The sequence below is a fragment of the Nostoc sp. genome (genome assembly GCF_036917415.1).
Classification (GTDB): domain Bacteria; phylum Cyanobacteriota; class Cyanobacteriia; order Cyanobacteriales; family Nostocaceae; genus Nostoc.
In genome coordinates this window covers 1-17,798 of record NZ_JBALDJ010000060.1, presented here as the reverse complement: position 1 = coordinate 17,798, position 17,798 = coordinate 1, and the positions used below count along the sequence as shown (strand labels likewise).

The window sequence follows — 17,798 nt, the reverse complement described above, 5'->3', positions numbered from 1 at the left end:
ATCAACTTTGGTGATGGTGTTTGAGGATTAAACAACCACCTTGTCTAACAACTGAATCTGACCATCACGTTCAACCCGAAAGTTTTACCAACTAAAAAGTTTAGTCATTTAGAGGAAAATTTCAATGAAAAATACTCAGTCTCAAGTTTATGATGTTGTGATTATGGGTGCTGGGATCGCCGGAGTTTCTCAAGCTCGCCACCTGATGCTGAACATTCCCAACATCAAAGTTGCATTAGTCGATCCCCGTCCCGAAGAAAGAACTGAAAAAGACTTAAAAGTTGGTGAGTCAACAGTAGAAATCTCAACTCTGTTTTTTGGTAAAGAGTTGGGTCTTTATGATTACTTAATTGAAAATCATCCTCCCAAATACGGCTTGAACTTTCATTGGGCAAAACAGCCCGAAAACACAGGTTCCATTGATGACTACCACCACATTTGGTGTACTAGACAGCCCTCCCTTGCTTCCACTTTGATGAACCGTGCAAAGTTCGAGCGGGATGTCTTAAAAATGAATAAGCAGATGGGAGCTAGCTTTTACAACGGTCGTGTAGTGGATGTAGATTTAACTCCTGGTGATGCCATTAAAACTGTGAAAGTGAAAGTGGGTGATAAGTATTTAGAACTTCAAGCCAAACATGTGGTCGATGCTGCTGGTCGTAAGTTTATTATTGGTCGCAAGACAGATAATATTATCTTTGATTCTGAAGAGCTGTATGGTGTTAACAATGGTTCAGCATGGGTAAGGGTGAAAAATGTCGATCGCACAATTTTTCACAGTGGTTATGATCCCTTGGGAGCCACATGCAGCCATTACTACGCCACTAACCACATGATGGGACATGGGCATTGGGTATGGGTAATTCCAACTGACACTCAAACAATGGAAGTCTCAATTGGCATAGCTCATCATCATCAAGTTATCCCTGCTGGGAGTGTTAACAGCAAAGAAAAGTTTTATGCCTTCTTAGAGGAAAATCACAATGTCCTCTACCAGCTAGTTAAGAGTGGAGAAGATATCGACTTCCACTACTTACCAAGGTTGGCGCATAAGAGTAAAACCATGTTTTCTGAAGACAACTGGTACGTAGTTGGTGATGCAGCAGCTATCTTTGATCCATTCTATTCATTGGGAATGGTGATGATGACGTTCGGTATTGAAAGTACTACAGAAATTATCCGGGCAAAGTTGGCAGGGGAGCCAGACGCAGAGAAAAAGCGGGCTGTTTATAATGCTTTCAATCTTGGAACCATCCGCTCTAACAATCATCTTATCCATGCTCACGACAGACAACTTGGTCATGCAAGTGTCATGAGCTGGCGCATATTTTTAGAAAATATGTGGTGGTTCGGGATGATAGTTCCGATTTATGTCGGAAAATGGCACTTGGATATCAAGTTTCTCCGCAAGTTTGGCAAACAAGGCCGTAATATTATCACCTCTATGATGACTGATGTATATGAACAGTTCGATCAACTGATAGAACGAAAAGCAAACCTGGGGATAATGTATACGCATCGAGCTGATCAACTACCTTTTAACTATTACGTAACTCGAGACTACGATACTTATCTCCAAGATACTAAATATGAACCCCGGCGCTCCAATGTCTTTGCTTACATGAAAAATACTTACTTTTTTGTTGCTCTGTGGTATCTGAAGTTTCTCTGGAAGGGTTTTGGAATTGCTGGCTTGTTATCACTACGCAATCTCTCCCATATATTCAAGTTATTCAAAGCATCTGGTGAATGTGCATTAGACGAATTGATTTTCAAATTTCAGACCAGAAACTTACCAGCTAGCAATGTCATTGCCAAGGCTAGGGAAGATTTCGAGAGTTATGAATACCGACCTGAGTTGCAGCCTTGGACACAAAAGGTAGCCGAAGAATCATTGCAATTAAATGGTAAAAATGCACCCAAAGTTTCAGAATTAGTCAACCTTATAGCTGAATAACATTTTGAGATCAGGCGTTAGAAAACTAATTGTCAAGGTTAGGAAACAACTATGGTGATGGTGTTTATAAATTAGACAACCAGCTTGTCCAAAGACTGAATCTGATTGAAACACCATCACCCTTAACCCAAAAATTTTACCAACTAAAAGGTTTAGTCAGTCAAAGGAAAATTTCAATGAAAAATACTCAGTCTCAAGTTTATGATGTTGTGATTATGGGTGCTGGCATCGCCGGAGTTTCTCAAGCTCGCCACCTGATGCTGAACATTCCCAACATCAAAGTTGCATTAGTCGATCCCCGTCCCGAAGAAAGAACCGAAAAAGACTTAAAAGTTGGTGAGTCAACAGTAGAAATCTCAACTCTGTTTTTTGGTAAAGAGTTGGGTCTTTATGATTACTTGATTGAAAATCATCCTCCCAAATACGGCTTGAACTACCATTGGGCAAAACAGGCAGAAAAAACAGAGAGCATTGATGACTATTATCACGTCTGGTCTATCAAACAGCCTCCACTTGCTTCGACTCTAATGAACCGTGCGAAGTTCGAGCGGGATGTCTTAAAAATGAATAAGCAGATGGGAGCTAGCTTTTACAACGGTCGTGTAGTAGATGTAGACTTAACTCCTGGTGATGCCCTGAAAACTGTGAAAGTAAAAGTGGGTGATGAGTATTTAGAACTTAAAACCAAACATGTTGTCGATGCTGCTGGTCGTAAGTTTATTATTGGTCACAAAACAGATAATGTCGTCTTTGGTACGGAAAACCTGCACGGACTCAACAATGGTTCAGCATGGGTAAGGGTGAAAAATGTCGATCGCACAATTTTTCACAGTGGTTATGATCCCTTGGGAGCGACATGTAGCCATTATTATGCCACTAATCACATGATGGGACATGGGCATTGGGTATGGGTAATTCCTACTGACACTCAAACGATGGAAGTCTCAATTGGCGTAGCGCATCATCATCAAGTTATCCCGGCTCAGAGTCTTAACAGCAAAGAAAAGTTTTATGCTTTTCTAGAGGAAAATCACAATGTCCTCTACCAGCTAGTCAAGAGTGGAGATGATATCGACTTTCATTACTTACCAAGATTGGCGCATAAGAGCAAGACGATATTTTCTGAAGACAACTGGTACGTAGTTGGCGATGCCGCAGCTATTTTCGATCCATTCTATTCTTTAGGAATGGTGATGATGACCTTTCAAATGGAAAGCACCACAGAAATTATTCGGGCAAAGCTAGCAGGGGAGCCAGATGTAGAAAAGAAACGGGCTGTTTATAATGCCTATAATCTTGGGTACATAGAGTCTTGCAATCATCTCCTGCGCGATCAGGACAAGCAACTTGGTCACGCTAGTGTCATGAGCTGGCGTATGTACTTAGAAAATATGTGGTGGTTTGGGATAATAGTCCCGATGTATGTAGGAAAATGGCACTTGGACATAAAGTTCCTCCGCAAGTTTGGCAAACAAAGCCGTGGAGTTGTGAGAAAACTTATGGTTCATGTGTACGACCAGTTTAATCAACTTGTAGAACAAGATGTTAATATTGGGTTAATGTACATCCATCGCGGCGGTCAATTACCCTTTGGTTACTATATCACTAAGGAATTTGACAGTTATCTACAGGACACTAAATACGAACCTCAACGATGCAATGTCTTTGCATACATGAAAAATATTTATTTCTTTGTTGCCCTGTGGTATCTAAAGTTCCTCTGGAAAGGTTTTGGGATTAGAGGCTTGTTATCACCGCGAAATCTTTACCACGTATTCAATTTACTAAAAGCATCTGGTGAATGTGCATTGGATGATTTGATTTTCCGGTTTAAGACTAGAGGCTTGGCAGCTAACAGTATTATTGCCGAGGCAACCGAAGAATTCAAGAGTTATCGATACCAACCTGAGTTGCAGCCTTGGACACAAAAGCTAGCCGAACAATCCTTACAATCTAATAGCAAAAATGTATCAAAAGCTCCAGAGCTAGTCTCACCTCAAGTTTAACTATAGTCAGGTCAGTAGAGCTAAGTACAGCTTTGCATAAAATCGTGGCGAATTGAGGGTTGAAATTTAAACGCATACATAGGCGCTTCGCCTTCCCGCAGAGTAGAGGCACAGAGGGACGCAGAGAATTCACTACGAATTAATGAAATGCTGCACTAAAGTGTTAAAAAGCAGTAAGTAGGTTGGCACAATAAAACCAAGCTATTGTATTGAAAGATAAACTAGGGCTTTTACCCTCTTGCCTCTTGCTTGATTCCAACTAAAAATTTTGACGCCGACTGATTTACTTGCTGTGCTTAATAGCAATCCTAAATGAATTGTAAGAAAATTCACCCCCCGATCTGAGGGGGTAACAACAATCTCAAATTATCACGCATGATTTAGGACTTCTATAGTCTACTTTGCAACTTTTCAAACATCCTCTTACTTATTGATAAATATTTCTGCTACTTATTTGGTTTAACTGAGGATAAAAGCTATGATGACTCAGAGTAAAATTAGCGAATTTGTGAGCAAACAACGACAGTTTTTTCAGACTAAGCAAACAAAAAATGTTGAGTTTAGAATTGAAAAACTAAAAAAATTAAAGCAAGCAATTGAGGATAATAAAGATAACATCATTCAAGCTTTAAAAGCTGATTTACACAAACCAGGATTTGAAGCATATTTTGAAATTATCGGAGTTTTAAATGAAATTAAATATGCTATCAAAAATCTGAAAATTTGGACAAAAACCCAAAAAATTCCTACTCCATTTCATCAGTTTCTATCGTCAGCGAAGTTTTCTCATGAACCTCTGGGTGTAGTCCTGATTATAGGCCCTTGGAATTACCCATTTAACTTAATTTTTACTCCTTTACTAGGGGCGATCGCTGCTGGAAATTGTGCTATTTTAAAACCATCAGAAATTGCCTCACACACCTCTACAGTTATAGCTGATATTATCCAAAAAAGTTTCGATCCATCTTTTATTACTGTTATTCAAGGAGGTGTAGAAACTAGTAAAGAACTTTTATCAGAAAGTTTCGATCATATCTTTTTTACTGGAGGAACTGAGATTGGCAAAATTGTCATGTCAGCCGCCGCGCAACACCTAACTCCAGTAACCCTTGAGCTAGGAGGCAAAAGTCCTTGTATTGTCGATGATAGTGTTCACATTGAGTACACGGCAAAAAGAATTGTTTGGGGAAAGTTCAGCAATGCAGGTCAAACTTGTACTGCACCTGACTATCTTTTAGTCAACCAGAAGATTAAAAAAGATTTGTTGAATAGCATCAAAGAACAAATACAAAAATTTTATGGTGACGATCCATCAACAAGCCATAGCTATGCACGGATAATCAATCAAAGACATTTTTATCGTCTTTCTGAATTGCTAAAAGATGGCAAAACTTTAGTAGGAGGAGATACTAATTTAGAGACTCTCTACATTGCTCCTACTGTCATAGATCAAGTCTCTTGGAAAGATAAGATCATGCAAGAAGAAATTTTCGGGCCTATTTTACCTGTTATTGAGTACACCGAGCTATCAGAAGCGATTGAGCTTGTTAACAAACAACCAAAACCACTAGCTTTATACTTCTTTTCTAGCAATAAAAAAAATCAAGAGTGGGTTTTGCAGTCAACTGTATCAGGTGGTGTTTGTATCAATGAGACTGTTATGCATTTGACTGTCCCAGGTTTACCTTTCGGCGGAGTTGGAGCTAGCGGTTTTGGTCGTTATCATGGTAAAGCTGGTTTTGATACCTTTTCTTACCAAAGAGGAGTATTAAACAAATCTTTTCTTCTGGATTTGAAATGGAGATATCCTCCCTATCCACAAAAAAAATAGCACTAACTACAAAATAAAAGCTGTTTTAAAAAGTTGACATTCCTATCTAAATTAGCCAAATTAATTTACTGATTTGGAAGTTGAAAACTACTAAAAAAGTAGTCCCAATAATCTTTACCTATTTAAGAGAGCAAGCAATGGTTACAACAACAGTTAGTTCTTATCTTAGTGGAAACTTTTCTCCTGTACAAACGGAAATCACTGTTAATAACTTACCAGTAATAGGTAAGCTACCTCCCGATTTATCTGGAGTATTTGTCCGCAATGGTCCTAATCCCCGGTTTGCACCTATAGGGGGCTACAACTGGATTGATGGGGATGGGATGTTGCATGAAATACAGATTAGCAATGGTAAAGCTGCTTACCGCAATTCCTATGTGCAGACACGGGGATTTAAAATGGAACATAAGGCTGGTCGAGCTATTTGGACTGGTCTGTTGGAACCACCACAGCTAAATAATCCGACTAATAACCTCTTTAGTCCATTCAAGAATACTGCAAATACTGCGTTAGTGTGGCATGCGGGTCATCTCTTGGCACTTTGGGAAGGAGGAGAACCATACAAAATTGAGTTGCCTGACCTAAATACAATTGGGCCATACACTTATAATGGTCAACTAACTTCTCCTTTCACGGCTCACCCCAAAATTGATCCGATAACTGGTGAGATGATGTTTTTCGGCTATTCTTTGCTGCAACCACCCTATCTACAATATAGCGTTGTTTCATCTGGGGGAAAGATACTCAAAACAGTTCCCATTAAGCTACCAATAGGGGTGATGATGCATGATTTTGCCATCACTGAAAACTACACACTTTTCATGGATTTACCCCTGACGTTTAGGATAGAAAGGCTGCAACGAAGGGAACCAGCTTATATGTTTGAGGCGGATTCTACTAGTCGAATTGGTATTCTTCCGCGTTATGGAGATAACAACAATATTCGCTGGTTTGAAGTTCCTACCTGCTACATTTTGCATACTCTGAATGCATATGAAATTGGAGAAGAAGTTGTCTTACTCGCCTGTCGGGCGAATGATGCCAAGGCTCTAAATGTACCCACAAAGACAAAGCTAAATGGTAGCCAGGAAGATAAACCTTGTCTGCATTGTTGGCGATTTAATCTGCGTACAGGTGTGGTGCAGTCAGAGAGAATTGATAATTTGCCATCAGAATTTCCAAGTCTGAATCAGCAATGGTTAGGAAGACAGAATCGCTACGGCTATACAGCAAGAATGGTATCTGAACAAACACCGCTTTTTACTTTTGACGGATTGCTTAAGTATGACTTCGCCAGCGGTTACTCTCAATTCCATGAGTTTGGATCAGACCGCTACGGTGGAGAGGCAGTATTTGTTCCTCGGCCTAATAGTGTTGAAGAGGATGATGGATGGTTGTTGACTTTTGTCTACGACTCGGCTAAAAAAACCTCTGAGTTGATAGTAGTGAATGCCCAAGATTTAACAGATGAACCTCTGGCGCGGATTCTCCTCCCTCAGCGAATTCCTTACGGGTTTCACGGAATTTGGATTTCAAAGGGGTTTTGATTTAATAGTCTGCGTTGGGAATTAGTTTAAAAGTCAGATTTTATCTCAGATAATCAACCACTGCATCTGAATTATATCTTTGGTTCTATTAGTTATTATATTGACGAAGTTAGGAAGGGAAATATGGTGAGCGATGTTTATGATGTTATTGTTGTTGGTACAGGCCCAGCGGGATTGACTACAGCTAATTTATTAGCAGGAAATGGATTGAATGTATTGATGGTTGAGCAAAGGACTCAACAATTTATCCAACTTCCAGAAACCTTCTATGGTATCAGCTATGATCTGCTGGTACGGCTTAACATTGAGAAAAAAATTCAAAGTGCAGTTGAAGAGCCAAAGAAAGTTCGGCTGATCTCAACCAATGAAAGTTTCAATTATCAAATTGAAATTGAACCGAAAATATTGAAGAATAACCATAATGGAATGGGGCTTAACCGAGCAGTTTTTGAGCAAGTTTTAATAGAAAATGCTGTGAGTCGTGGAGTAAAATATTTGCCAAACACTGTAGTGAAAGATTTTGTTTTCACTGATGATCGCTTAACTGGTGTTAAGTGCTACAGTTCTGATGGCTATAGTGAATATGGAGCAAAGCTAGTTATTGATGCCAGAGGCAAGCTGACACCATTGGGACAGCGTTTAGGTTTGAGGGCGACAAGAAAAAAACCCGATGAATATGTGGCAGTTTTTTGCCATTTTGTTGGACAGAGCTTGACTAAGTTGATTCCCGATGACGGAATTTTGGTTATTAGTCTTGATGGAGGCTATGTCTTGGTTATGCGTCTTCCTAATGAACGAGTCAGTGTAATGGTTGTTTTATGGGAAGAAAAAGCTAGAAGTGGTGCGAGGAATTTAGAAAATGTATTCCAGGAAGCTGTCAATTGTTGGGAGCCGCTTTCTCAGGCTATACAAGTAGCTAAAAAAGTGATACCGACGCAAGCAGTTATGAATTATGACTGGGAATCTGACAAGTATTCAGGCAATGGATTTTTGATTGTTGGAGATGCAGTAGCATTTCTTGATCCATTCTTTTGCAATGGAGTAGCGATCGGGATGAATAGTGGGGAAATTGCTGCTGATTTTGTCGTTCAAGGTTTAGTTAAGGGCAATCTGTTGGATAGAACAGAATATTTTTTATCTACTTACGATCGCCAAATTCAAGATTTAATACATAAGTGGGAGCGAGTTTGGGGAATTGAAAAGCTGAGTTTGTGCAGTATTGGTTTGCTGAGGCAGACTATTGGACTACTAGGGCAGATATCTTTTATTAAACTGAGGGCAATTAATGAAGAACTAAAGCAGGATAGCTCTCTTGCGGTTCTGAAAGCTTGAATAGAGAAAGGTTTTTTGATACTGAAATTAACTACTAAAAAAGGAGAATCAAGATGGCACAGGATGCTTTGGAAACAAAATTAAATGAAGATAAAACCTTACCAGTGAATATTTGGGCTGAACGTGGGATTCCAACGATTAGTCCTAGCGTGCAGCAGCGACTTCGACAAATCCGTGGCACTTTGCTTCAAGGATTTCAAGCTGCGATCGCTAGTGATGAAGTAGAGGCAATTATACTCAAACTGAATGGAATTGAAGATGAGTTGCGTGGATTTGCCTTCGAGGGGGTAGGCATGGGTCTAACTCACCGGGATTTGTTTGCACCCAGCAAGCAGAATCGAGTTGAGGCATTCGTAGCAGGTTCGGGAGCAGCTTATGAACACTTCGTATATGTGGGGGTAGGTTTAATGTTAGGCAAGCCTCCCTTGCCTCTAGAGCCATACATATCACAACTTAACCCAACAAAGCTTTGGTTAGTCATTGATGGCTATGGCTTTCAACATGGTTTATCCCACTGGCAAAAATATCTCGATGACTTAGCTATGCCTGAGCATCTTTCTGGCTATGCTCGCCGTGTATTTGACCAAGGTATGGGTCGCAGCATTTGGTTTGTAGACGGTGCTGATGTTACCCGTATCCCAAAGACTATCGGAGCTTTCCCTCCTACAAGGCAGGCAGATTTGTGGGGTGGCATTGGTTTCGTCTGCACTTATTCTGGTGGTGTGGGACGTGCTACTTTAGAAGCCTTAAAGACAGCAGCAGGACATTATCAGTTTGCTTTGATTCAAGGATCAGCTTTTGCCGCCAAGTCTCGTCAACGAATTGGCAGCTATTCTGCACATACAGAATTAGCTTGTGAGGTTCTGTCGGGAATGAGACCTAATGCAGTCGCTGAGAATATCAACAAGACTCTTCAAAACTTTCAGACTAACACAGCGATACCAGAGCAAGAAGTTTGGCAGCATTACCGAGCGCATCTAGCGATGCCTAGCACAATTGCTTCATCAACTTAATAGTTTCACGCAAAAAGAGTACAGGTGGTGCTGTTTAATATTGCTGGAATCACCCTTTGCCAAAGGCTTTTAATCTAAAATCTCAAATGCTTTCGGGTTCAGCAGCTAAAGGCTTTTGTGACAAAAAATTTACTAATCAAAAAGGAGAATCGAAATGCAACAAGACTCTTGGCAGCTACAAATCAATACTGTGATGACGCTTTTGACAAATACTTGGATAGAACGTGGGGTTAGAACAGACGATCACAGAATGCAGCAGCGATTTTTTCAAGTTACGAATGCTATGTGGCAGACCCACCAAGCGGCGCTTGCTAGTGATGAACGAAAGGTACTCGTAGACAAATTAAATTCAATTGAAACCGAATTGTTCGGATTTGCCTTAGAGGGGATAGGCATAGGTCTTTCTCAACAGGATTTAGTCGCACCCAGCAAGCAAAATCGAGTCGAGAACTTTCTAGCAGGCGCTAGTCCAGCTTATCAGACTATGGTTTATTTAGGAGTGGGTTTGATGCTAGGTAAGGGTCGGTTGCCTATCGAGCGGTATTTAAAACCAAGCGATCTTGTGAAAGTTTGGCCGATAATCGATGGCTATGGCTTTCAACATGGGATGTTTCACTGGCGAGACTTTCTTGATGCTACAGCAACGCCTCCTGAGCAATTTTCTGGCTACACTCGCCACATCTTTGACCAAGGTTTGGGTCGCAGTATTTGGATGGTGAACTGTGCTGATATTACTCATATTTCACAAACGATCGCAGCTTTTCCTCCTACAAGACAGGCAGACCTTTGGGGTGGTGTTGGATACGCTTGCGCCTCTATTGGTGGTGCTGAACGTGCAACCCTAGAAGCCCTAGCAACAGCAGCCGGCTCTTATCGGTTTGCATTGGCTAGGGCAGCAGCTTGCGCTGCCAAATTTCGTGAACTACTTGGTAATGGAGCCGGATACACAAAAATGGCTAGTGAAGTTCTCAGCGGTATGGAAAATGCCACACCAGATGACATATTAAATAAAGCCCCAAAGAATTTTCCAACCAACAAAGCAATATCAGATTCCAAAGTTTGGCAATTCTACCGGGTCTATCTAGTAGTAGATGATTTGGTAGCTGTTGCCAAAGCTTCTTAAAACGATAAAATCGGTCAGAATAAGGAGAAACGAGTGACAACTGTTAATTCCATGACAAATGTCAATTTCACAGGAACTTGCGTCATTGTCTCTTCAGACAAATCATTCGATCAAGTCACAAGTACAATCGAAACCATGGCCAGCCCAGCTGACAACACACTCCTTAGACAGTTAAAAAGATTAGACACAAATAAATCGTTTGATCAGGTCAAAAGTGCAGTTGAGTCAATGGTTGGGAAAAGCGGCTTCACAATCTTGGTAGATTTTGAACTGGGTGGATTACTGACATCTCAATCTGGCAAACGCAATAAGTCCAAGCTCTATATAATTGGAAACCCACTAATAGCTAACCAAATGTTTGAACAAAATCCTGGGGTTGGACTTTACGTCCCATTGCGACTGTTTGTCTACGAAGACTTTGATGGTAAGACTCATGTTACTTATGACAAGCCTTCATCATTGCTAGGTCAATTCCAGAACGAGGAGATTTTGAAGGTGGCGCAAATACTCGATCAAAAACTAGAAAATTTGGTAACAATGGCTGTATAAATCTACTGTATAAGTTTGATTCTAAAAACTATCTATGGAGCATAAATTCTTATGTCTCAAATAACTGTACGGCAGATGAATTTTGATTTTGCCGAGCCAATTGGCAGGTACTGGTATGGTAATAGTCCCTTCAAAACACACTTTTTTAACAGCATCACACTTTTGTTCCCTGATGGCGAGCAATTCATGCTTCGGACTGTAAAACGACAATTAAAGCACATTGATAACCCCCAACTTAAACAAGAAGCTTTAGCGTTTATTGGTCAAGAAGCACAACATGCTGTTCAGCATGAGAAATTTTGGAATAACCTACGCCAGCAAGGTTATAAGTTTGATACCTATCTTCGCTTTCTGCGGTTTATTCTTTTTAAAGTTTGTGAAAATCAACTGAATACCAAGTTCAAGTTAGCCATGATCGCAGGAGTTGAACATTTTACAAATGCTATAGCTGATCTGATCTTGAGAGAGGAGTTATTTACAGAAGCAGAACCAAGACTGAAAGAGCTTTTTGAGTGGCATTCTGCTGAAGAAATTGAGCATAAAACAGTCGCGTATGATGTTTTTCAAAATGTAACCAAAAGTTACCTAATTCGTCTGCTAGGTAATCTCATAGCCTATACCTTTGTTTTAGGTTTCGTTAACCTGGGTTTAGTCATGATGCTATATCAGGATAAAAAGCTTCTGGATATCAAAGTTTGGCAGGAAATGATACAGTTCTTTTTTACAAAAGAAAAATTTGCCTTCAAAGTATTCTTGCACTCACTTGAATATTTCAGAACAAACTTCCATCCTTCGCAAAAAGATAATCTTTTTTTAGTCAAGAAAGTTATGCACATTAGTTAGTTTAGGTAAATTCCGTTTATGGGAAAAATATTACATAGGAATTGTTGCTTGTCGAAAAAGAAACCTGGAGAGGCAAGTTAACTAATGGTCATAAGCAATACAACCGTTTTTTAGCCAACTGTCGAGAGAATAAAAGCCTAATAACCCAAGTTGCGGGTTATCTGGGTTCGAGCGCTTTGCACTCTGAGATTGATGCGATCGCCTCAAATAGAGTCGTCCCTTTGAGGGGATCGCTAATGGCAATAAGCGCGGTTGCGCGAAGCGCAACCGTCACTCACACTTACTTCCAATGAAGAGTCTTAACTGGAACTAAGGTATTAAATTTAACTTTTTATAAAAATGTTTTTCGGAGCGTAAAAGCAAAAATAAATGCTTTTACCTTCAGTAAAAACCCATTATAAGTGACCGCATGAATTGATTTGGTAAAAGCACATGCGATCGCACTAAGCACTGTCTCAATAGACCTCTTGCAAAATTATTTTATGGTAGAGTAGGGGGTTTTGTAGTTTAAATAAATCTACCTATGCGATACGAGCAAACAAATTAGGCTTGGAAGACCAAGCTTTAGTTTGCTTACAATATTGGCGAGAATATCGAACTTACTTCCATATTGCTAGTGACTGGCAAGTATCTGAATCAACGGTTTGCCGTATAGTTCATTGGGTTGAAAGCACCTTAATCAGTTCTGGTAAGTTTCGGTTAGGAGGAAAAAAGTCGTTGTTGACCTGATCACAGAAACCGAAAACGGCTGTGATGGATGTAACCGAGAGTCAAATTGAGCGTCCTAAACACGGACAGAAACGTTTTTATAGTGGGAAACAAAAACGACATACGCTCAAATCTCAATTGATAATTGACTTGGCAACACTGGAAATTCGTTGTGTTGTCAACGGTTATGGTCGCAAGCATGACTACAAGCTATTTTTAGATAGTAAGATACATTTTCACTCCGATACAGAAAGCCTAGAATACAGTGGCTACCAAGGGATTTCCAAGCTACATTTTAATAGTTGTTTGCCTCAGAAAAAACCCAGAGGAGGTAAGTTAACTAAAGAACAAAAGCAATCCAACCGGACATTAGCTCGTCGTCGTGTCGTGATTGAACATATCAATCGACGTTTAAAAGTTTTTCGGATTTTGGGTCAACGCTACCGCAATCGCCGCAAACGTAATGGAAGAGCGCTGTCACTTAATTGCTGGGATTTATAACTACGAACTTCAGATAGGCTAAATTTACCTTTGATTTAGTTAACCCCCTACCTTATCACAAAATTTTTTTGCAAGAGGTCTAATATAATGTCGAGGACATTGTTTAATGTATTGATTCCACGCCTCGTCTTTGCGTTTAGAGTTATTCTTCCGCATAACTTTTAAAGGAATTTGACTTGTTTGTTGAAGGTCATCCTCCGCAGTATAGTCAGTATATGCAGAATCAGTATACACTTCACTCCCAGGTGGCAAATTTAATGGTAAAGCATTCAACGCACGTACATCAGAAGCAGTACCAGGAATGAATACAAACTCAACTGGAATACCATTTTTAGTTGTTAATAACTGAACTCGAACCCTGTAGAAATAGCGTTTTTTTGAAGCTATGTAACCTCTGTAATCCTCTGATTTGACCATTTTTACATTGAAGATGCGAATATTATCGCAGGCAGATTGGTACAGGGAATGAGTCTAAAAGATATTCCGTACAATTACTACTTTCTTTTAGTATCATCCCTATTTGATGAAATAAATTATTCATCAGCATCGAGATCCCGTGTAATCGTCGGTTAAAACGTGATTTTTCTAACATTTTAGAAATCAGATTATAGTCTTTCATATAGTTACAAGCCGCGCTCTGATTACCACTGAAAAACCTTGCTGCAACCAGTGCCGTTGTCATAATTTCCGCATCACTCATCTCTCTGCGACCATCTTCATAATGCCCAATCACTTTCAACAAGTCATCAGTGATAGCATAAATAGCAATTATTTCGTTTAACATCTTCCCCTCCGTTTTTGTTCCTGGAGGGGATTTTATTATACATACTGACCCCATACACCACCCCGAAGCGCTAGCGATCGCATAACTAGCAACTTGGGTTAATACAAAAGTGATCACAAAAAAAGATTTGTAGTCTCTGTCGAAATTGCTGCTCTTCGAGCGTCATAGATTTAGAAAGCATGGAATTAGAATCCTTCTGTGCTTTGATCAAACCTGTTACGGATGTATAAACATGAAGTACGCGATTTTGGTTTATGAGACAGAACAAGATTTTGCTAACCGTGATAGCCACAAAGCAGCTTACAATGCCTATTCGCAAGCCTTGGCTGAGGCTAATGTAATTGCTGGCGGTGCGGAATTACATCCAGCACACACTGGCACAACAGTCCGTTTAAAAGATGGACAACAGAAAGTCCAGGATGGCCCCTACGCTGATACCAAAGAGCAACTCGGTGGTTTCTTTATTATCGATGTTCCAAATCTGGATGTAGCACTCGATTGGGCAGCACGCTGTCCCGGTGCGAGTAGTTGCGGCGTTGAAGTACGACCTTTGTTACCCATGAATTAGGAATAGGAGAATTTGTATGAAGCTATATTACTTTCCACCCTCTCCCAATACGCGAAAAGCCCATGCAGTTGCAATCCACCTCGAACTCCCCTTCGACCTCCGGTTAATCGATTTGGAAAAAGGCGAACAACGCACACCAGAGTTTCTGAAGTTAAATCCCACTGGACGTACCCCGGTCTTGCAAGATGAAGACTTTATTCTCTGGGAATCAACCGCTATTATGCAATATTTAGCAAGCCAAGTTCCCAACTCTCTCTGGCCTGAGGATATCAAGAGCCGTGCCGATATCACGCACTGGCAAAGCTGGGAGCTAACCCATTGGATGCCAGCGTGTCAACCTTTGCAATACGAGAATTTTGTCAAACAGCTCTTGCAATTAGGCGATGCCGATCCTCAAGTGGTACAACGTACAACCGAGATATTCCATAAGGAAGCGACTATGTTGAATACCTATCTGGCAGAGCGCGAGTTTCTGGTCAACAACACCCTAACGTTGGCTGATTTTTCGGTTGCTAGCGCTTTGACTTATGCAGTGCCGGGGCGCTTCCCCTTAGACAACTATCCTCACATCCGCACCTGGTATGCTCGGATTGAGCAGTTGCCGGCTTGGCAGAAAACCGCACCACCCAGAGGTTAAAAGAGTCTGATGGATGCACGTCGAGAGGGGACTATACACTCGGCGATGCATTCCTCTCTAGCGCTTTTTAATCACTCTCGACAGAGAATAAAACAATAATCCTTGCTACACAAGACTTTCAGGGAAAAAAGAGGATTTTAGCCATAATGTTAGAAAATAAAGCTTCAAACCCAGTATCTCTGGCTTGTTTAGAAGTTGGCTGAAATTTTTCTTTGACCAGAGTGATGGAAGAGCGCTAGTCTTGAAAATAGAGAATGGGTAAGAGGAATTTTCATGGGCGCTTCGGGTTGCTGAAGGCATCGCCACGTCACTCTAATAATTAGAGCCTACCTCCGTCCTGTTTTCTTTTCGTTGCGCCATTGTTCAATTACTTCCTCACTTACCCAAAAAGTCAGACTGCTTCGCTGCTTGAGCGCCACATCGTACTCCTGCTAGTTACGAACGGAGTGGATTAGTAGAAGTAGGAAGGGAATAAGTAAAATTTACCATTTTAATTACACCAACTGATTTCTACCGTTTAAACTAGTTCCCCTTTGCTATCTGCTAGAGATTGGCGCAATAAAAACTCACGTATAGCCGGATCTTCTGCCAAACCGATGGCACGAGCATAAGCCTCCTTGGCTTGGGATTCCTGACCTAAACGTTTGAATAAGTAAGCGCTGAGTGCCCAATAGGGTTGATAGCTTCTGACTAATTCCAGGGGAAGAGTTGTGAGGAGGGCTAAACCTTGTTCCAACCCTTTCACCTCTGCAATCGCTGCAGCATGACCGACCAATGCGCCTAGTGTTGGTGAAAGTTGAATCAGCCCTTCATATAATAGTGCTAGTGTTTCCCATTCGGTGCGCCCAGACACTGCACGCTGGGCGTGTGTCGATTGAATAGCTGCTTCGAGCTGGAAGCGACCTAGCTTCTTGAATTTTGCCGCCTGGGTAAGTTCTCGCTCCGCCTCCTCTAACATTGACTGAGACCAAAGCTTAACATCTTGTTCCGAAAGCGGAATATAAGCACCATTCGCTGTGCGACGCGCATCACGACGTGCTTCACAATGAAGCATAAGGGACAACAGCCCCCGAGCCTCGGGTTCTGTCGGTAATAAATCTACGCACACGCGCGCCAGCCAGATTGCTTCTTCAGTTAGTCCCTTACCCCGTGGATCAACCCCAGTGACGTTCTCCCACCCATTGCTGTAAGCAGCGTAGATTGCCTCAAGTACCGCATCCAGTCGTATCGGTAGATCTTTAGCTTCTGGCAACTCAAAGCCCATACCAGCATCTCGAATTTTGGCTTTCGCACGGACTAGCCGCTGGCTCATCGTCGTTGGTGCGATGAGCAAAGCTGAGGCAATCTCGGCAGCATTGAGACCGAGTATTGTTTGCAGCATTAAAGGCGTGCGAATACTAGCTTCAATAGCTGGATGCGCGCAGATAAAGAGCAACTTTAGTCGCTCATCTGGAAACATAACTTCCAGAGATGCCGACTCTTGCACCTCAACAAACATCAGCTTGAGTGTATTGGCTGCTGAAGCTTTAACCTTTGCATGTCGTGCGTTATCGATGAGGCGATGCCGCGCGCTCACTAGGAGCCATGCTTCAGGATTGTCAGGGACTCCGTTTTCTGGCCAGGTTTTTAGGGCAGCGAGGAACGCATCGCTGAGAGCGTCCTCCGCAGCAGCTAGATCATGAGTTCGCACAACCAAGTAGGCAACTAACTGTCCGTAGGAGTTGCGCGCTGTGAGTTCCGCAGCTCGACGTGCGTCTACATCTTGCATTAGCCTTGACCCATCATGACGATAGGTCTCACTTCAACTGCGCCGTCAGATGCTCCAGGACAGCGCGCGGCCCAATCAAGGGCTGTATCAAGATTCGGTACATCCACGAGAATGAAGCCGCCGAGTTGCTCTTTGGTTTCGGCATAGAGTCCGTCCTGAACCTGCTGTTGAGCATCACGCAATCGGATTGTTGTACCAGCATCACCTGGATATAGCACGGCACCACCAGCAACAATGCCAGCTTGAGCGAGAGCTTGTGAGTAAGCTCTGAAAGCACCCCAATAGGAATCTCTCTCCTTATCAGTGCGATTGCTAAAATTGGTTTCGCTTTCATAGACCAGGATTGCGTACTCCATGTTTATATCTTGAGTTATGAGTTTATTTAGAGCCTAGTATTTTTCATCTTCAATTATATGACGTGCAGTTCCTACCAGAGTAAACGCATGTGTGACTCGTTCTTAAGCCAATACATAACTTAGGGTGAGAACACCAAGGAACAACAGCCAGTCAGTTTCTGCGCTGCATCTTTAAAGGTAGATATGGTGCGATTCGTTGACTAGTGAATCACGGTAATCAGTCCGTAAATAACTAGTCCAGCCCGACAGCAGATTACTGTCATTAAAGGCTGAAC

The 17,798-nt window shown here is 41.5% G+C and carries 14 protein-coding genes and 3 pseudogenes; 13 read left to right on the top strand and 4 right to left on the bottom strand.

All coding sequences use genetic code 11. From position 1 onward, the window contains the following. The first annotated feature begins 124 nt into the window (after nucleotides 1-124). From V7K41_RS11665 to V7K41_RS11625, 9 genes are all read left to right on the top strand, one after another. Nucleotides 125-1,957, top strand: coding sequence for an NAD(P)/FAD-dependent oxidoreductase (locus V7K41_RS11665; protein WP_334848229.1), 1,833 nt, complete (start codon nucleotides 125-127; stop codon nucleotides 1,955-1,957). Nucleotides 1,958-2,133: 176 nt separating this feature from the next. After that, nucleotides 2,134-3,963, top strand: a complete 1,830-nt coding sequence (locus V7K41_RS11660) for an NAD(P)/FAD-dependent oxidoreductase (RefSeq protein WP_334848227.1) — start codon at nucleotides 2,134-2,136, stop codon at nucleotides 3,961-3,963. A gap of 478 nt (nucleotides 3,964-4,441) precedes the next feature. Then, nucleotides 4,442-5,794 (top strand): aldehyde dehydrogenase, encoded by a 1,353-nt coding sequence (locus V7K41_RS11655; protein ID WP_334848225.1) that lies wholly within the window; start codon nucleotides 4,442-4,444, stop codon nucleotides 5,792-5,794. A gap of 137 nt (nucleotides 5,795-5,931) precedes the next feature. Next, on the top strand, nucleotides 5,932-7,341 hold the full coding sequence (locus V7K41_RS11650; RefSeq protein ID WP_334848223.1) for a carotenoid oxygenase family protein: 1,410 nt from the start codon (nucleotides 5,932-5,934) through the stop codon (nucleotides 7,339-7,341). A 123-nt stretch (nucleotides 7,342-7,464) separates the two neighbouring features. Further along, nucleotides 7,465-8,673 (top strand): NAD(P)/FAD-dependent oxidoreductase, encoded by a 1,209-nt coding sequence (locus V7K41_RS11645; protein ID WP_334848221.1) that lies wholly within the window; start codon nucleotides 7,465-7,467, stop codon nucleotides 8,671-8,673. Nucleotides 8,674-8,726: 53 nt separating this feature from the next. Next, on the top strand, nucleotides 8,727-9,686 hold the full coding sequence (locus V7K41_RS11640; protein ID WP_334848219.1) for a DUF1702 family protein: 960 nt from the start codon (nucleotides 8,727-8,729) through the stop codon (nucleotides 9,684-9,686). A 154-nt stretch (nucleotides 9,687-9,840) separates the two neighbouring features. Beyond that, nucleotides 9,841-10,809 (top strand): DUF1702 family protein, encoded by a 969-nt coding sequence (locus V7K41_RS11635; RefSeq protein WP_334848218.1) that lies wholly within the window; start codon nucleotides 9,841-9,843, stop codon nucleotides 10,807-10,809. Nucleotides 10,810-11,037: 228 nt separating this feature from the next. Beyond that, entirely contained in the window at nucleotides 11,038-11,358 is a 321-nt protein-coding gene (locus V7K41_RS11630; protein WP_334848216.1) for a DUF302 domain-containing protein, read from the top strand. Between the two features lie 75 nt (nucleotides 11,359-11,433). Beyond that, nucleotides 11,434-12,201 carry a metal-dependent hydrolase gene (locus V7K41_RS11625; protein ID WP_334848214.1) on the top strand — a complete coding sequence of 256 codons (768 nt, stop codon included), beginning with the start codon at nucleotides 11,434-11,436 and terminating at the stop codon, nucleotides 12,199-12,201. Between the two features lie 331 nt (nucleotides 12,202-12,532). Here the strand turns inward: V7K41_RS11625 and V7K41_RS32850 are convergent. Beyond that, nucleotides 12,533-12,661: pseudogene (locus V7K41_RS32850) on the bottom strand (IS982 family transposase); the annotation flags it as partial. 89 nt (nucleotides 12,662-12,750) lie between these two features. On the opposite strand from V7K41_RS32850, the gene V7K41_RS11620 reads away from it, so the two are divergent. Together V7K41_RS11620 and V7K41_RS11615 are read left to right on the top strand one after the other, a co-directional pair. Then, complete coding sequence (locus V7K41_RS11620) at nucleotides 12,751-12,930, top strand: helix-turn-helix domain-containing protein (protein WP_334848212.1); 180 nt, start codon at nucleotides 12,751-12,753, stop codon at nucleotides 12,928-12,930. A gap of 18 nt (nucleotides 12,931-12,948) precedes the next feature. Next, a pseudogene (locus V7K41_RS11615) lies at nucleotides 12,949-13,410 on the top strand (transposase family protein); the annotation flags it as partial. Nucleotides 13,411-13,491: 81 nt separating this feature from the next. Here V7K41_RS11615 and V7K41_RS32845 read toward each other — a convergent pair. Continuing rightward, a pseudogene (locus V7K41_RS32845) lies at nucleotides 13,492-14,194 on the bottom strand (IS982 family transposase); the annotation flags it as partial. Between the two features lie 232 nt (nucleotides 14,195-14,426). Between V7K41_RS32845 and V7K41_RS11600 the strand changes: the two are divergent. Next, nucleotides 14,427-14,762, top strand: coding sequence for a YciI family protein (locus V7K41_RS11600; RefSeq protein WP_334848206.1), 336 nt, complete (start codon nucleotides 14,427-14,429; stop codon nucleotides 14,760-14,762). 16 nt (nucleotides 14,763-14,778) lie between these two features. Then, on the top strand, nucleotides 14,779-15,399 hold the full coding sequence (locus V7K41_RS11595) for a glutathione S-transferase family protein (protein ID WP_334848204.1): 621 nt from the start codon (nucleotides 14,779-14,781) through the stop codon (nucleotides 15,397-15,399). A gap of 517 nt (nucleotides 15,400-15,916) precedes the next feature. Here V7K41_RS11595 and V7K41_RS11590 read toward each other — a convergent pair. Both V7K41_RS11590 and V7K41_RS11585 read right to left on the bottom strand, forming a co-directional pair. Next, nucleotides 15,917-17,167, bottom strand: a complete 1,251-nt coding sequence (locus V7K41_RS11590) for an RNA polymerase sigma factor (RefSeq protein WP_334848203.1) — start codon at nucleotides 17,165-17,167, stop codon at nucleotides 15,917-15,919. After that, entirely contained in the window at nucleotides 17,167-17,523 is a 357-nt protein-coding gene (locus tag V7K41_RS11585) for a YciI family protein (RefSeq protein ID WP_334848201.1), read from the bottom strand. Before V7K41_RS11585 ends, V7K41_RS11590 begins: the two co-directional genes overlap by 1 nt. Nucleotides 17,524-17,798: the final 275 nt, after the last annotated feature.

Excerpts from the sequence above, each read along its gene's own strand:
- V7K41_RS11650 (WP_334848223.1), top strand. The coding sequence starts at position 5,932 with ATGGTTACAACAACAGTTAGTTCTTATCTTAGTGGAAACTTTTCTCCT.
- V7K41_RS11660 (WP_334848227.1), top strand. The coding sequence starts at position 2,134 with ATGAAAAATACTCAGTCTCAAGTTTATGATGTTGTGATTATGGGTGCT.
- V7K41_RS11595 (WP_334848204.1), top strand. The coding sequence starts at position 14,779 with ATGAAGCTATATTACTTTCCACCCTCTCCCAATACGCGAAAAGCCCAT.
- V7K41_RS11655 (WP_334848225.1), top strand. The coding sequence starts at position 4,442 with ATGATGACTCAGAGTAAAATTAGCGAATTTGTGAGCAAACAACGACAG.
- V7K41_RS11665 (WP_334848229.1), top strand. The coding sequence starts at position 125 with ATGAAAAATACTCAGTCTCAAGTTTATGATGTTGTGATTATGGGTGCT.
- V7K41_RS11630 (WP_334848216.1), top strand. The coding sequence starts at position 11,038 with ATGGTTGGGAAAAGCGGCTTCACAATCTTGGTAGATTTTGAACTGGGT.
- V7K41_RS11625 (WP_334848214.1), top strand. The coding sequence starts at position 11,434 with ATGAATTTTGATTTTGCCGAGCCAATTGGCAGGTACTGGTATGGTAAT.
- V7K41_RS11585 (WP_334848201.1), bottom strand. The coding sequence starts at position 17,523 with ATGGAGTACGCAATCCTGGTCTATGAAAGCGAAACCAATTTTAGCAAT.
- V7K41_RS11590 (WP_334848203.1), bottom strand. The coding sequence starts at position 17,167 with ATGCAAGATGTAGACGCACGTCGAGCTGCGGAACTCACAGCGCGCAAC.
- V7K41_RS11635 (WP_334848218.1), top strand. The coding sequence starts at position 9,841 with ATGCAACAAGACTCTTGGCAGCTACAAATCAATACTGTGATGACGCTT.
- V7K41_RS11600 (WP_334848206.1), top strand. The coding sequence starts at position 14,427 with ATGAAGTACGCGATTTTGGTTTATGAGACAGAACAAGATTTTGCTAAC.
- V7K41_RS11645 (WP_334848221.1), top strand. The coding sequence starts at position 7,465 with ATGGTGAGCGATGTTTATGATGTTATTGTTGTTGGTACAGGCCCAGCG.
- V7K41_RS11640 (WP_334848219.1), top strand. The coding sequence starts at position 8,727 with ATGGCACAGGATGCTTTGGAAACAAAATTAAATGAAGATAAAACCTTA.